Annotated in this window: 16 protein-coding genes and 1 tRNA gene; 6 read left to right on the top strand and 11 right to left on the bottom strand. The window is 38.0% G+C overall.

The genetic code is table 11. The annotated features are described in order from the left end of the window. Window positions 1-69: 69 nt before the first annotated feature. From CKK33_RS06585 to CKK33_RS06575, 3 genes are all read right to left on the bottom strand, one after another. Complete coding sequence (locus tag CKK33_RS06585; protein WP_095703345.1) at window positions 70-762, bottom strand: hypothetical protein; 693 nt, start codon at window positions 760-762, stop codon at window positions 70-72. A gap of 334 nt (window positions 763-1,096) precedes the next feature. After that, window positions 1,097-2,455: a radical SAM protein gene (locus CKK33_RS06580; RefSeq protein WP_233138158.1), complete on the bottom strand. Its 1,359-nt coding sequence runs from the start codon at window positions 2,453-2,455 to the stop codon at window positions 1,097-1,099. 231 nt (window positions 2,456-2,686) lie between these two features. Then, window positions 2,687-3,340 carry a recombinase family protein gene (locus CKK33_RS06575; protein ID WP_095703343.1) on the bottom strand — a complete coding sequence of 218 codons (654 nt, stop codon included), beginning with the start codon at window positions 3,338-3,340 and terminating at the stop codon, window positions 2,687-2,689. Window positions 3,341-3,553: 213 nt separating this feature from the next. On the opposite strand from CKK33_RS06575, the gene CKK33_RS06570 reads away from it, so the two are divergent. The 3 genes from CKK33_RS06570 (at window position 3,554) to CKK33_RS06560 (ending at window position 5,013) form a co-directional block, all read left to right on the top strand. Then, complete coding sequence (locus tag CKK33_RS06570; RefSeq protein ID WP_095703342.1) at window positions 3,554-4,042, top strand: hypothetical protein; 489 nt, start codon at window positions 3,554-3,556, stop codon at window positions 4,040-4,042. 56 nt (window positions 4,043-4,098) lie between these two features. After that, on the top strand, window positions 4,099-4,419 hold the full coding sequence (locus CKK33_RS06565; RefSeq protein WP_143822911.1) for a hypothetical protein: 321 nt from the start codon (window positions 4,099-4,101) through the stop codon (window positions 4,417-4,419). A 270-nt stretch (window positions 4,420-4,689) separates the two neighbouring features. Further along, on the top strand, window positions 4,690-5,013 hold the full coding sequence (locus CKK33_RS06560; protein ID WP_095703340.1) for a hypothetical protein: 324 nt from the start codon (window positions 4,690-4,692) through the stop codon (window positions 5,011-5,013). A 116-nt stretch (window positions 5,014-5,129) separates the two neighbouring features. Here CKK33_RS06560 and CKK33_RS06555 read toward each other — a convergent pair whose 3' ends face one another. The 3 genes from CKK33_RS06555 to CKK33_RS06545 form a co-directional block, all read right to left on the bottom strand. Next, window positions 5,130-5,483, bottom strand: coding sequence for a hypothetical protein (locus CKK33_RS06555; protein ID WP_143822910.1), 354 nt, complete (start codon window positions 5,481-5,483; stop codon window positions 5,130-5,132). Between the two features lie 221 nt (window positions 5,484-5,704). After that, window positions 5,705-5,926: a hypothetical protein gene (locus CKK33_RS06550; RefSeq protein ID WP_095703338.1), complete on the bottom strand. Its 222-nt coding sequence runs from the start codon at window positions 5,924-5,926 to the stop codon at window positions 5,705-5,707. Between the two features lie 2 nt (window positions 5,927-5,928). Continuing rightward, entirely contained in the window at window positions 5,929-6,204 is a 276-nt protein-coding gene (locus CKK33_RS06545) for a helix-turn-helix domain-containing protein (RefSeq protein ID WP_095703337.1), read from the bottom strand. Between the two features lie 238 nt (window positions 6,205-6,442). Between CKK33_RS06545 and CKK33_RS06540 the strand changes: the two genes are divergently transcribed. Then, window positions 6,443-6,516, top strand: a tRNA-Met gene (locus CKK33_RS06540). Between the two features lie 298 nt (window positions 6,517-6,814). On the opposite strand, the gene CKK33_RS06535 is transcribed toward CKK33_RS06540, so the two are convergent. The 5 genes from CKK33_RS06535 to CKK33_RS06515 all read right to left on the bottom strand — a co-directional run bounded on the left by CKK33_RS06535 (window position 6,815) and on the right by CKK33_RS06515 (window position 12,356). Next, window positions 6,815-9,805 (bottom strand): metallophosphoesterase, encoded by a 2,991-nt coding sequence (locus tag CKK33_RS06535; RefSeq protein ID WP_095703336.1) that lies wholly within the window; start codon window positions 9,803-9,805, stop codon window positions 6,815-6,817. Between the two features lie 484 nt (window positions 9,806-10,289). Next, window positions 10,290-10,565, bottom strand: a complete 276-nt coding sequence (locus CKK33_RS06530) for a hypothetical protein (protein ID WP_095703335.1) — start codon at window positions 10,563-10,565, stop codon at window positions 10,290-10,292. Between the two features lies 1 nt (window position 10,566). Continuing rightward, a complete protein-coding gene (locus CKK33_RS06525; RefSeq protein WP_095703334.1) occupies window positions 10,567-10,836 on the bottom strand; it encodes a DNA-binding protein in 270 nt (89 codons plus the stop codon). Window positions 10,837-10,853: 17 nt separating this feature from the next. Beyond that, on the bottom strand, window positions 10,854-11,942 hold the full coding sequence (locus CKK33_RS06520) for a hypothetical protein (protein WP_095703333.1): 1,089 nt from the start codon (window positions 11,940-11,942) through the stop codon (window positions 10,854-10,856). Window positions 11,943-12,089: 147 nt separating this feature from the next. Next, window positions 12,090-12,356, bottom strand: a complete 267-nt coding sequence (locus CKK33_RS06515) for a hypothetical protein (RefSeq protein ID WP_095703332.1) — start codon at window positions 12,354-12,356, stop codon at window positions 12,090-12,092. A gap of 241 nt (window positions 12,357-12,597) precedes the next feature. Between CKK33_RS06515 and CKK33_RS06510 the strand changes: the two genes are divergently transcribed. Then, the gene (locus CKK33_RS06510) at window positions 12,598-12,783 is read left to right on the top strand and encodes a hypothetical protein (protein ID WP_095703331.1); all 186 of its coding nucleotides are present in this window, start codon (window positions 12,598-12,600) and stop codon (window positions 12,781-12,783) included. Window positions 12,784-12,835: 52 nt separating this feature from the next. Beyond that, a complete protein-coding gene (locus CKK33_RS06505) occupies window positions 12,836-14,335 on the top strand; it encodes a type IV secretory system conjugative DNA transfer family protein (RefSeq protein WP_095703330.1) in 1,500 nt (499 codons plus the stop codon). Window positions 14,336-14,337: the final 2 nt, after the last annotated feature.

Raw genomic sequence — 14,337 nt, 5'->3', positions numbered from 1 at the left:
TTCCGTTAAAGTGAAATTTGATAAAAGACACAGTCTAAGTTGTGCGATAAATTACTCAGGTAACTTTGACTATTTCTGATTAAACTTTTTAAGCGATTTCTTGATTACAGCATTTGCCTGTTGCAGCCTCCTGACCTTCTTCTCGGTGTTAATCAGATGGAGCGTCAACTCCTCCACTTTTTTTAACAGCAAAAGGTTCATCTTACCGACATCCATCCCTTTGCTTTCCAGTTCCGCAGCTGAGGGGATTTCCGGCAAATGATGATTTTTATCAATGTAAGCGGCCAGGGCCGATAGATTCGTGAGCTTATAGTCCTTTTGAAAAACGTAATCAGGAACCGGTATATTGGTGTCCACCTTTACGCTGCTTGCATGGATCATTCCATTCACCGTCAGTTTTTGATCAGGGTTTGTCGTACCAATACCGACATTGTTGTTGGTGATGCTCATCACCATGGTCGCACCCGTTGAGCTGTCGTACGGATTAGGATATCCCTGATTATAAAAGCGGATACCGCCGTAATAAGAATGCGCGGAAAAAGTGATCCCCGTATGGTAGTTGATCATCATGGTTCCATTAGCGTTGCCCGGATTCGGTCGAACATCAATTGTACTGCTGCTGTTTTCACCCCAGCCGAATAAGCTATTGGCACCAACGCCTCGGGGAACACTGGTACTATAGGCGTTAGTGGAAAAGAATCCCTGTGCATGTACTTGGGTGCTAAAAACAACAATGAGCACTAAAAGATATATATGTTTCATTTTAATAAGGTTTCTAGATGATTAATTGAATAAAAGTTGAATAATATTGTTGTTGCAGGGAAAGCGCCACAGCCTTAAGGCTCCCACAAACGAAACCGAACAGGCTATTTGGCCAATGGAATGCGGCAAACAGGAAATTGAAGTTCAATGTATTTTGATTGCCCAAAAGCTGCCAGCAGGGGCAAAAAAGATTTTAAAGAGTAGGCAAACAAGAGATTTGTAAATCGCAAAAGCAGAAAGGAACAGCAAGTAGTCATTGAATTGTGATAGTTATTATTTTAGTAAGGTTAGGCTAATATAGATAAAATTTTCAAAGCAAGTATTTTTTTCTTTTCTAAGTGATCCGTTGCGAATCTAAGTGCAATAAATATAAACTTTGCTTTGCCTGTAACTCAAAATACTTAGGAATAAACCGGTGATACAAACTACATTGTGGGTCTTTCCCATTAACCCGATAAACAGGGCAACCGCTGGTGCAGACGTAGCGGTAGCGGCATTTTTGGCAATCTTCCGATCTATCATCTTCATGATGCTCCCCACTTGCGATCATATCAACAAGGCTAAGTTCCTCGTTGAAAATAGATGTACTTGGTGCACCATCATCCCCGAATTGCACATGGCAGTATTTAAAAGTACCGTCAACATAAATGGCACCACCTGAAAAACCCGAAGCACAGGTTTGAAACCCTAATTCATTTGGTTTAAGGTCACAGAACCGGAAGCGCTTAGAGAACAGCCAGCCTTTACCAACAGCCTCCTCCATGATGGCATAGGATGCCGCCAGGTATTCGTCCAGGAGTTCTGCATGGATGTTATCACCTTTTACTATTGAAAAGCGAAAGGGAATGTCAAGCCCGACCAAATAACGGGTGAGATCCGGCAGTCCCGTCAAGTTCAAATTAGTTACCACCGTATTTACTGATACCGATATTTCCGCATCAATCAGTTTGCGCAGATTGGCATCAACAATACTAAATGAACCGCAACCGGAACGGAAACTGCGCGTGGCATCATGTGTTGCTTCTATCCCGTCCAGCGATACGCCAAAGCCAACGTCATATTCTTTTGCGAACGCAATCATATCGTCGGTTAGCAATGTCAGGTTAGTTATAAATCCCGCCTCGAGGTTGCACCCGGCTTCTGCTAAAGACTTCTTTGCTTCAGGAATAAACTGTTTCCAGACACTGAACTGTCCAAGCGGTTCACCTCCGGCCAGACGAAGCCGAATTTGGCGGATGCCCTTCTGCTTTGCAGCTTCAATTAGCTTATGCAGTAACTGCCGCCTTACCGCATCGCTCATACCTTTGCCGGTATTTAATGTTTGGATATAACAATAGCTGCATCCCAGGTTACAGGCATTAGTCGTGTGAATCCAAAAATTGAGCTTTTCAGGAGAAGCGGGCTTAACAGGCTTTGAAAAACTGTGCTCATCAAAGGCAATCAATTCTGTTTTTTGCAGCATCGATAGAAACTCGCCTAATACAGCTGGAGGTATTCCTAACTTCTCCGCCAAGGTTTCTATATCATCAATGCCATCAATAGCTGATAGTATCTCAAACTGGCGTCGGTTGAGCAACCGGAAAGAATTTGGGAATGAACAGTTAACCGCATAGGCGTAATTTTCGTCTAATGTGGTCAATAGCAGGTCAGGCGCTTTATGAGGCACTGAACACATCACTCCTGTAACATTCATAAGAAAATCTAATTATCTTTCTTAAACGACACTTCGTTGTGACTTTCATCAACGATTTTACTTGCGTACACATTATTCGTACAATCATTAAAATTGTTGGTGCAATCGTTGTAATGTGCATTACCGCTAGTAAATGAATTAATTTTGCCGTGTAGTAGTGCCATTACCGAACGGTCATCGAATAGAATGTCTTGTTGAATTGTATTTAGCATGATCTGATTATTTATGTTGTTACTTATTCTTGTTCCTGTTAAGGCGGTTCAATAATGTATGAACCGTACTTGGGTGCCATTTTCCGACCATGCGGAAGGTTGGCACTTTTCTTTTATTTAGTTCTTTGCAAACGGCGCGGGTTGTAACAATTCCCCTGTCATGGAAGCGACTGATTATCGGAGACAGCTTGTCTGCGAAGTTTTCAGCCGCCCGTCTATTGGCAACGGCTAACACTTTACTGTTCTTGCCCAATTCAACGCCACGCCTTTTAGCGGCCAGCAGTGCTGATTTAGTGTTCTCACTGATGCGCTGACGTTGTTCTTCTGCTACTGCGGCCAGGATATGAATGGTGAAACGGTTGGCGTGCGGATTGTCCACTACCTTTACCTCTACCTTTGATTTCACTATCCCGGCGATTTGTTCTACGTCACGCCCCAGCCTGTCAAGCTTTGCAACAATTAGCGTCGCTTGCCGCTTCCGGCAAAGTGCAAGGGCATTGAATAATCCTGCGCGATACTTTCTGGTTGATTGAACTTCGATCACCTGTTTGATCAGATTATAATCATTGACCGAGCAATACTGCTCTACCGCATCTTGCTGCGCCTCCAGCCCTAAACCGCTTTTACCCTGCCTGCTTGTTGACACTCGATAATATGCGATAGCCTGCTTCATCGCTTTTGTCCTTTTTGTTCACTATTAAACCATCGTTTATATTTGAACAAGATTTAGTTGAAAATCACTTAATGTCGAAAATCAACTCTTTGTACTGCAAGGAGTTGAAAAGCAGGAGTTGATCTTAAATCGGGCTTTTTGTCTATAGGTTGAGGATGGTTTACTAATAAACAAACTTCTACCAATAATTCTTACCGTATCAAAGGTGACACAATGGCCTTGGCGTTATCAATCGTTGCCTTGCTGGCAACTTTTTACCAATTGTATTTACAGCGGGTACATAATGAAAAGTCGGTAAAGCCACTGATCCAAATCGATCTGACCGATCAAAATGGTCTATTGTATGTCCACATGCAAAACAATGGCCTTGGGCCGGTTATCCTGGAAAAGCTCGTTTTTACAAAAGACGGAAAAATCTATACTGATATAACACAGTGTGTGGAGCTTAATCCAAAAGAATACCAGCGTGTCACCATCAGTGGTTCGGTCAAAGTGGTGCCGCCAGGAGAATATCTCGAAGTATTTTCTAAGCAGTTTGGAGAAGACATATCGGTCTCTGTAATAGACGATGTTCGACATCAATTAGCCGATCTTAAACTTACAGTCATTGGACGGGACATCTATGACCACAAGATTACGACTGAAAGGGATTTGAGCTGGTTTGCAAGACATTTACCTAAAGAATCTCACAATATGGTGTAATTCTTCAAACTTAGTGTGCATACGTTTATTCAGTTTTTTAAAATAAACGCTAAATTGTGTTTAAAAAACAGGTGATGAGTTTAACCCTAAGACTGCATTTTAACGAAGAATACGAATTTTTCCCAAATGGGCATGTTGGTAAAACATTTATAGACATTGCTGATGCTCTGTATGTTCCGAACAATGGGGACTTTATCAGTTTTACTGCTGCCGACTATGTTTCAGACGATGCTGTTGCAGACAGATTACAACAAGCAATTGAAGAAGGGGGAAGTTTTAGAGTACGTGTTCTTGGCGTGAACTACGAAAAGGCCCGAACGATTGTAGACTTGCTTCTATTCAATGACGAAAACTATCTTTCAGCCTATGGTGAATAACAATGATTTGGTTAGGATAACTTACATAAACGCAAATAAAAAAGTCCCGTCGCACTCGCTGTTTCGGGCGCTTATCTAAACTTTATCACAATGTAAATGCGAGGCACTTACATATTCAAGTTTCTAATATACATTAAAAATCCGTGCTTAATAATTCCTGTGCTTGGATTAATAAACTGACAGTTGCATATCCGCAGGGCCTCAGTGTCTCAACAAATATTTTATTTGATTATAGAATTTTCTATCTTCCAGAAATAAAACCTACTTATCATGCCAAATATTACTATTCAGACCAAAAAAGCAGACGCTTTCAAAAAAGCGATTTTTGAAGCAGTTGAAGATGAAACCCTTAAAACTTGGGAAATCAGAGAAAGCGCAGATGATAGCTACTTACTTACGCACAAGCCTGAACAATGGGCTGACCGTGCTTTACTTAAATTTATTGTTGATGAAGACAATCTTGTGATCAAGACAACAAAATGGAAAAGTCGTCAAAAAGACGCAGTTGCCGAAAATTATTTTATCGGCCGATTTATTGAAATACTTCTTCAGCATTTCAGTACGCATTTTACTGATCTAAAAGTGAACAAGTAGATCGGTAATTCGCACTTGCAATTTAAAACTTGTAGCACGGCTAGGAGTTTTCCAGCAAAAAGTATTGCATCACGAGCGATGCTTTTTGCTGCACTTAAAGCTATCAATAAACCCTATCAGGACAAAGCTTGATTTTTGCCTCGGAGTGAAAAAATGATATGGAAGTTTACTCGTTTGAATACTTTGTTTCCGCCAAATTTCTTTATTCTGAATTCAACAACAGGAAATAAGCATTCAATATTTTGTAACCGACCTGCTTGTTTATACCCAACGACCTTTTCGTAACCATCTAAAAATAAGTAATCATTTATTCCAAGAACTTTAAATTCAGATGGGAGAGCCTCTAAGTCAGATATAAACTTTTCCCATTTGTCCTCTATTGAGTTGCCTTCATAAAAACTAACCATTGAATCTGGAGTGTGGACATGTAAATCCCATTTTCTCCATGTTGAGCCTTTAGAGTATTTCATTAAAAACCTAAGTTTTGAGGTTGATTATAAATTATTATGACAGAATACTTTCTTTTAATATAGTTAAAATATAAAGTCAGATGGCAATGACCACCCTGATATTACGAAAATTAAAAGTTTAAAATTTCAATATTTGTAAAGCAGAAATGAACTTCTATTCCTCATATTGTCAACAGGTGATAAATTGGTACAAATTAACCTGCTTAGCTAACATTTAAAAATTAACGTTGCTGATATCTTGATTGATCGCGACTTTTTAGGGTGATTTCCCGAATGCGTTCAAGCTCGTGTTGCTTTGCTCCAGCTTGCATGCCTTTGAAACGATCACACTCATCCTTAGCGGATAATATTTGTTGTGCAACTTCCGGCATCTCTTTTTTAAGCTTATACATTTGATTAAAGCCTTTGATATATTCCGGTGATGGGTCTTGTTCTTCCTGCATGGCTAAAAGGTTTCGTAGGTAAAATCTTCAAGATAATCGTTTATTGAATCGCGGTCGTACAGCACGATCTTTTTCTCAGGCTGGGTAAAGCGTATTTTGCCTTCATCGCGTAATTTCTGTAAAGTTGTTTTGCTTTTAATACGCAGCATCTTCATGGCTTCTGCGCCAGATATCCATTTGTCGCTAAGCGTTTGTTGTGGCTTTTTGCTATCGATGTAGGCTTCGAGCTTGTCTATCAGCGCGTAGAATGCGCGGTCTTCAAAACAGATTACTTCCACTTGGTTTAGGATTTATATGAAGGTAAAAACTTTAAACGGTAATACAAAATGGTTTGACCGCCAAATCACCGTTAACAAAAATCAAAAAGATTATAATATAAGCGCAGTATATATTACCTTTGCGCTCCATGCACCGAAAGGCGCACCGTTAACAAAACCGTTAACAAACTTTTGAAGCTGATAAAAGCCATTCCAACAATCATCATAAAAGATTGATTATCAGCTACAAAAACAACTCGGCGGGGTAGCTCAGATGGTTAGAGCGTAGGATTCATAACCCTAAGGTCGGCAGTTCGATCCTGCTCCCCGCTACTTGATTACCAACCTCTTACGATTAAAATCGTGGGAGGTTTTTTATTGGTACAACATAGGTACAACAAACATATGAAGTTTTCACAATCAAAAATGACGCATATTTTGTTCTTTCTATACGCTTGGTAGAGGGTAAATTCAAAATCAACACTTAAGGTATGTTTTTCTACATATAATAACCTTTGAAATTAAAGAAACTGCCAGAAGAGAATTTGTCGATACAATGCCGCAATAAGCAGAAGTCCTCACTTCGAGTTAACTTAATTTTCATTCTCCGGGCTTATCATATCTTTACAATCTAAGACTTGTTCACTCTATTTGGCGATATTGTCATTCCTAATAGATTAGCAAATTTCTGTTTGGTTCTGATATCAAGATTTTTGCTGTAAACATAAGCTTGCACTCTTCCTCTTAACATTTTCATTGCCACTGCATTACCTTTTAAATCAGTGACCAAAGTTCTTAGCTCGTTTTCTGATATGCTTCCGTAGTAAGAATTAATACCAAAGGACACCAACTTAGCAGCTGGGGTATCTATATCGATTGCAACTTCGTTAAATAAATCTTTTAAATCCTTTAAACCCATTGATTGCATTATCTTGCTAAAAATTCCTATACATGATTCAAAACTTGACATCATTACAAAATCAGTAACTCCTTTTTCTATTTCTTTCTTACTTGTCTCAGCAATATCATCTTCATTCAACATAAGAATGATTTGATTTTTGGCACTAATAAGCAATTCGCTACTGTAACTAATCGTTCTAAAACCGGTATCATACACCTCTTTGATCATGTCTTTTAATTGCGAAATCTCTAGCGAACCTTTTCTATTTCTTACAATTTGACCAATTATTTCAATCGAGCGAAATGATTTTTTAAATGGCAGTGTTATTGCATTGTAGCTTTCGGAGGATTGTGATCTCTTTTCAACTCGTGACTCACTTTCATCTAGAGATTGAAGGTGTTTTTTTCTTTCTTCTCTGGGATTTCTATTAATCTCCAAAATTTCTTTACTTACATCCTCTGCTATAGCTTTTATATGAATATAAAATGGATCGTTCAGCGCTAATGTAATCGGTGTATAATCAGATAATATATCCATTGAAGTGAGAAGAGAATCTTCGATAAATGATATATCTTTGGAATGGTGTGTTACAAAAACTAAAATATTCCCATTCTTTTCTTCTTGTAAATCTTTAAACAATTTAGTTACAATACTCTTCCCTTTTTCAGTATGAATAATATCTGAAATCTTCTTTGCTGACAAATAATAAAGAATATAGTCATATCCGAAACAAATTTCGTCATCTTCAAACACCAAAATTTTTGACTGTTTTAAGGTCTCAATCACCTGGTTGTACGAAGGTGTTATAAACCGCCGTTTATAGCTTGCAAAGAATTCAAGTAATTCTTCCTCCCTGAAAACTTCCTTTTCACTATCAACAAAGGCAAAAGCTAATTCTGTAAGAAAATTGAAGTATGTATCGATATCATCACTTTTAACTTTTGCTTTATGCAATGAGAAATGGATTAAGGTTTGATAGCAATATCCAAACGAAGTTTCATTCTGTCTTAAAGAATTGTATTCTAATGACTGTAAGATGGAAAGTATGAAAATCGGATATGACGGAATTAATTTATCTCCTAAAACTGCCCCTACTTTGTCAAAAGATTCTTTCAGTATATCTATGTCATCAATATCATGATAGCTGCTTCTCTTTAGGTAGTTGTACCTCTCTATCAAACTATTTCGTTTGGAATAGCCGAACGGCTTAATTTTATAAAATCCAACATCTTTAAATTCGGTTTGCAAAACAGGTAATAAGCTATGAGCAGAATCGATAGATAATAATACAAATTCAAATTTCGGCATTAACTCTTTCAACACTTTATAGACAACAGCTGCTGGAAATTTACAATGATGGTAGTCATCAACTAGCAATATCTTTTTAGACTTGTCTAATTGTTGATAGGCATCAAAATTCTCATCACCATTAATATACTGCCGCCTAAAAGCTCTTTTTAAAATCTTATTAAAGTCAAGCTCCTTTATATCCTTTCCTGTTATCATCAACGGAAAAACTCCATTTTTTAATTTATTGAGGTAAATCATGCTTAAAAGGCTACTTTTACCTATTTGGTCGTCACCTGCAATGACACAATGGCTGAACTTGTTATCAATGATACTTTCTGAATCTTGATAATTTTCAAGGATTTTCGTGTCAGAATTAATTGTATCAAGATGGGGAAATATAAAAATATCACTTAGCTTGACTTTTCTACGTTCCCCGATAGTTAAGGGAATTTTAATTTCATCTAAGTTTTTAATAAAATCTGAATTGAATTCAAATTTTTTATGCGAGTCCTTAAAGAAATTGAGTTTTTTGTTGTAAGATGATTTGTAGATATCTTTATCCCAAGAATATGTTTTTAATCCCCCTTCTCTTTTGTCAATGTCTACAATAATTGTTTCAAATCCAGATTCATTAGGGAGGCTATCCTCATTAAAAACTTTACCTGATACAATATTTATTTTGTCAGTGGTAATATTGTTCTTGATGGTATAAAATTCATTAACGTGTTCATGACCTATCAAGTGAACAGACGCAATTCGCTCTGTGAGATGTTCAAGCTCTTTTTTATTATTTTCAATGCTTCCAGGATTGAACCAATTATAAGGGTGGTGCCAGACTCCAATGTTTAAATAACAGTCCTCATTATCATAAGAATCATATTTTCTTGCGGGAAAAAACAGTTTGCCAGGTTGCTCGTATATTTGGGACATCCAACTGGTATTTATGCAATGAAAGCATATTGTACGACCATCGACAATATCCGATACCTTATAAAATAATTTGTCTGACGGCAAATCATTATAAATTTTATAAAAATCCCAGAAATCTGCTTGAACAGATAGGCAGGTATCGATTACGCTGTTATCGTCTCCCAAATAATCGTAAGAAATGTTTTCAATTGAATTCTTTCGTAACTGTGAATCATAGTCCGAAAAATTGCAATCGTGATTTCCCGGCACAATAATTACCTTAAGTCCTGTGTCTGGATATTGCTTTTTTAATAATTGAATTATTTTATTGAAAAACACTTTGGCAAGATCATACTCTTGCTTTTTACCTGAGTAAGCGATGTCTCCACTTAATACAAAATAGATCGCTTTAACACCAGAAAAATCATTTTTTAAAGCGCCTAAACAAGAAGCAATCTTATTATCAATATCGGTTTTAATTGTAAAGTGAATATCAGTAAAGTGCGCAATTCCTATAGTCATTTCTAAGATTTAAAGTACTAATTTATAACAAATTATTCAGCTTTAAACTCACACTTTAACTAAAAAAATTATCATCATTAAAAAAACATCAACTTTTAAACGAAAAATCTTAGCAGCAATCGCTAAATAAATAATTTGGTTTACGGACACTAATTGCGAGTTTCGACACTCAGGCTTGCATTCAAATAAAGTAATACTTTACATTATACAAGACCGGGTGTGATTTTTTGTACAGCAACTTATTTCTTTAGAAATTTATTCAGTTTTTAATGGGCTAAAAACGGGTTCTATGCCTATCTTTTATTCAAGGCCGCAAATGCCTTCATCAATTCAGCTCGTAAAGAGTCTAGATCCATTGAGTAACAAAAATGGCTGAATACAAGGTGAAAGCCAAGAATATAATAAAAAGAACAAAGAAAGTGGATTTGATTGAAAAAGAAGTAACTAAAAGGCCAATCAAACTTAATCTTGAAAATCTTCTAGATTATTCTTTGTCTGGTTCGATACTCTTATGAAGTGACTGCGTAATACCTCTTGAATCTTCTTTAAACCAGTCTTCTTTCAACCATTCGGGTAAATAATCCTTCTCACGTTCCGGTTCACGAGATATCTCTATCCCTGCTTTTAGCGCATCTAGTTGAGGGCTGCGTGTTTTTGTATTCACAATCAAATCGGCCATTTCTGGCGAAACCTTGTTCAATCCATATCCGATGTTGTAATAATCAGCAAACTCTTGTTCGCTCAAAAATTTGTCATCCATATCAAAAAATGTTACGAGCGTGTTGTTCCAGATATGCTTTTATAGAATCGCTATCATATAAAAAGTTTTTAGGCGTGATAGGAACAAACCTGATACGTCCCTCATCCCTGAATTTCTGTAACGTGGTTTTACTGGATATGCCGAGACGTTTCATCGCCACCTCACCCGTTACCCACTTTTCTTCCTTTACATTGTGTTCAGACTTATACCGTTTATAAAGTCTGTCGAGGATTTCATAGAATGCCTTATCCTCAAAACAAATCACTTCCATGTTTTTGAATAATTTATTTACCTATATAGATGATTCCTAATTGGTATAATACTCGCTATCCGCCAACCATCTTCGTCTGAGCAAAGAATGTTATAAAGTCTTGGTATAGTCGTTGTTCTTTCTGTAGGCAAGAGCGGAATTATACTTTCAGGATTAACACCACATTTGTACCATATATATTCACTAACCGCTGGTTCGAAAAATTTGGCCAGTTCTATTTTGTCAAAGTCTTTTAGATCGGTAGTTTTCGATTTATCAATTAGCGACCTCATGTCTTCGACATAATTGTCCAATTCTGCAACCGTTAATTTATCAAAATTACCCAAGGCTACTGAGGTATGTATTGTAATTTTATCCAAGTAGAACACCTTACATTCAGCCGTGCTGCCTTCAATTTTTATATCCCATATATGTAGATCACTAATGGATAACAAGTTGACGTAGCCAATTTCAAAGTCCTCATATTTCTCTTTCCATCCCCTCTTTTGGAATCTCTTGGTTATCATATTCCATGCTTTTTCAATTTTGCCTGAAGAAAGGCACTGATAAAACTCAGTCACTAATTTTTCAATATTATATTCCATCAATGTTTTTGATGTGTTGGGCGTTATAGGCTTGGTTACCGGTGTGCTATTATTAATCTTACCAGGCTTACCTTCTTTAGCTTCAAATTCCTCAATTGTAGATTTGAGCTTATCGACAAAAGCTTTCTTGTAAACTTCAGCGATTGTTGATGGCTCATCATTAAGATCAAAAGGGAACTGATACGATTTTATAATGTCATCATATTTTAGTTCCAAAAATTTGCACGCAGAAATAAATACAGGCGGCTTTAGTGACGAAAGTTGACCCTTATTATTCTCGAGTTGCGCAATCTTTGCATTGAAATGGTTGCGGCCAATATTGCATCTTTTAAATAGATGGTTAAAAATTGTTCCTGTCGTTTCCTTTAATTCTATCTCATCATACATTTCTACTTTTGTATCTAAAATTGTATCGTCCAGTTCCTCCTCATAAAATTTCTTATATTTATCATCAATGAGTGTATAGGCTTTTCTCCAAAGCTCATACCTTAATGCTTGTAGTTCAATTTTAGTGATATCCATTTGTGAAAGGTGTTTTCTGAAATATTAAAATGCCATATATTATTTCTGAAAATATTTCAGAAATAATTTCACTATAAGAATAAGAAAAAATATAAAATTTCTGAATGAACCGATCTGGTTCAATCTGGGCGAACTTGTGCTAACATTTTATGGTACAGGATCATGCGGCTCATTTGTTTTAATAATTTCCTGGTTCAACGCTTCGATAAGGCATTTGTAATTTTCAACAAAGCCTTTCATCCGATGGCTGACACTTTTAGCGGTCAAAAAGTTTTTAGGGTCCTTGGTTTTGCCCTTGATGCAATTTCTGCGGCCATAGCAGGCGAGATCAAGATCATAACCGATTTCAATCAAAGTTGTCAGAAATTCTCTGGCACCGCGCGGGCCAGCCTCCTCAACAAGCGATTCCGCCATGTTCTGAAATATAAGTGGATTAGTCTTGCTGTACTTACGCATTTGTTCCCTCACCTCAAGAAACGTATTACATATTACTTCAAAAGTCAATACTATCAATCCCGCCCTTTATTATTAATCAGGGCAGGAATTAGTTAAAAGGTATCGCGATAGTGGAAACGCCTAAACACTTAAAAGAGCGGCTGCGGAATAGCTGAAAACGCAATAACAGAGTAAGCAACGGCATCAGCACCCAGTAATCATGAGTACGTCTAAAACCGTTCGTGATGCAGGCTTCAAACCGACTGATGATCCTTACAAATTTAAGAAGGATAACAGCACGGTGACCATGAGGCCAGGGGAAGGTATAATCGTAGATTACGGTGGCCGCCATAATAAATATGGCAAGGACACCTCGGATACGTTTATGGCCAACCGCCTGAAATAAGCAGGTTAATCCTCCGCAGCAAGGCTGTGGAGGATTATTAAAATCTAAAGCAATGAATTACGACCTTGAACAACCCATGATCTTTTTTGGCGGCGAGAATCAGTCGCCTTACACCCTACGCAATTTGGTAGAAGGCACCGCCATTTTCGGCAGCATTGGTGCAGGGAAGACAAGCGCATCAGGCAGGCTGTGGGCGTTGAAGATGCTTAATGCCGGATTTGGTGGTTTGGTACTTACTGTAAAACCCGATGAAAAAGACCAATGGGTAGAGTACTGCAAGCTGGCAGGTCGTTCAGACGACCTGCTTATTTTGGAACCAGGCGGCGAATACAGCTTTGACTTCATGAGCTATCTGTCTGCTAGTAATTCTGGCGATGCCCTCACCGGCAACTTGCTTGAGATATTAAAAGTTGTTATCAATGCTGGAGCGGAAAGGAATAATGGCAAAAATAACAGTGACCCTTTCTGGAGCCAGGCCTTAGACCAACTGATAGCAAATGCTATTGATCTGGCGCTGATGGCGTACAACAAAGTAGATGTGCAAACACTCTATGAAATTGTACAAACGGCTCCTCACATTGAGAAACCGGCACCAAAACCCGAAGACTTACAAAAGAAGGCATTTTATAAAGCCTTCGGTAAAATAAGATCGCGTGTAAGGAAAGATGTTGACAAATGGTATTCAAAGGTACATTGGGCAGAAAAGTCGCGCATCGAATTTGAGGGAACCTTTGACCATCATGCAGAACAAATGGTGCCGGAATACAAGCCCCTTAAACTGCTGGATCAGTTCTTTACGGAAACTTTTAAGAACCTTGCCAGCAAGACACGTTCCATCGTTGAGTTCAGCTTTACTGGCCTGCTTTATTCTTTACTAAGGGAGCCTTTTTATTCTATGTTTTGCAAACAGAAAGCTGACTTCAATCCGAGGTCAAGTTTGGACGGCAAGATATTACTGCTCAATATTCCGACCAAACTCTACCATAACGTAGGCAGAGATTGCCAGATTTTGTACAAGGTACTTTGGCAACGGGAAATGGAGAAACGCAACGTCAAAGAGAATGACCGACCCGTTTTTCTTTTCGCTGATGAGGCCTATACCTTCCTACATGAAAAGGATGCAGAGTTCCAATACACGTCAAGAAGTAGTCGTGTCGCTACCGTCTATATCGCTCAAAATATCCCACAGTATTTTGCCGCCCTTGGTGGCGATAAAGCACGCGACCGTGTGCACAGTTTTTTGGGTACACTCAATACAAAAATTTTTCATGCCAATTCCGACGTGGAAACGAACAAAGCTGCATCTGACCTGATCGGTGAAGCAGAATTTATCGAGCCATCCAGTACAATTACCGTTGCAGAAAACTTCTCCCGCACGGACAGCATCAGCCTGAGCGTACATAAACAGGTACGGCCGGAACAATTTGTTGGCTTGATTACCGGCGGCGAAAGGAACAACTATAAAGTGGAAGCCTACCTGCATGTGCAGGGTGACAAATTATTTAAAGGACAGAATTTCCGTAAAGTAAGATTTGACCAGAATTATAAATAACA

Source organism: Mucilaginibacter sp. MD40 (assembly GCF_002288635.1).
In the GTDB taxonomy this organism is placed as follows: domain Bacteria; phylum Bacteroidota; class Bacteroidia; order Sphingobacteriales; family Sphingobacteriaceae; genus Mucilaginibacter.
This window is presented reverse-complemented; position numbering and strand designations above follow the sequence as displayed.

Coding starts and splice junctions, on each gene's coding strand:
- CKK33_RS06510 (WP_095703331.1), top strand. CDS start 12,598: ATGAGTACGTCTAAAACCGTTCGTGATGCAGGCTTCAAACCGACTGAT.
- CKK33_RS06550 (WP_095703338.1), bottom strand. CDS start 5,926: ATGCAGGAAGAACAAGACCCATCACCGGAATATATCAAAGGCTTTAAT.
- CKK33_RS06560 (WP_095703340.1), top strand. CDS start 4,690: ATGCCAAATATTACTATTCAGACCAAAAAAGCAGACGCTTTCAAAAAA.
- CKK33_RS06575 (WP_095703343.1), bottom strand. CDS start 3,340: ATGAAGCAGGCTATCGCATATTATCGAGTGTCAACAAGCAGGCAGGGT.
- CKK33_RS06535 (WP_095703336.1), bottom strand. CDS start 9,805: ATGACTATAGGAATTGCGCACTTTACTGATATTCACTTTACAATTAAA.
- CKK33_RS06520 (WP_095703333.1), bottom strand. CDS start 11,942: ATGGATATCACTAAAATTGAACTACAAGCATTAAGGTATGAGCTTTGG.
- CKK33_RS06505 (WP_095703330.1), top strand. CDS start 12,836: ATGAATTACGACCTTGAACAACCCATGATCTTTTTTGGCGGCGAGAAT.
- CKK33_RS06585 (WP_095703345.1), bottom strand. CDS start 762: ATGAAACATATATATCTTTTAGTGCTCATTGTTGTTTTTAGCACCCAA.
- CKK33_RS06525 (WP_095703334.1), bottom strand. CDS start 10,836: ATGGAAGTGATTTGTTTTGAGGATAAGGCATTCTATGAAATCCTCGAC.
- CKK33_RS06530 (WP_095703335.1), bottom strand. CDS start 10,565: ATGGATGACAAATTTTTGAGCGAACAAGAGTTTGCTGATTATTACAAC.
- CKK33_RS06570 (WP_095703342.1), top strand. CDS start 3,554: ATGGCCTTGGCGTTATCAATCGTTGCCTTGCTGGCAACTTTTTACCAA.
- CKK33_RS06555 (WP_143822910.1), bottom strand. CDS start 5,483: ATGAAATACTCTAAAGGCTCAACATGGAGAAAATGGGATTTACATGTC.
- CKK33_RS06515 (WP_095703332.1), bottom strand. CDS start 12,356: ATGGCGGAATCGCTTGTTGAGGAGGCTGGCCCGCGCGGTGCCAGAGAA.
- CKK33_RS06580 (WP_233138158.1), bottom strand. CDS start 2,455: ATGAATGTTACAGGAGTGATGTGTTCAGTGCCTCATAAAGCGCCTGAC.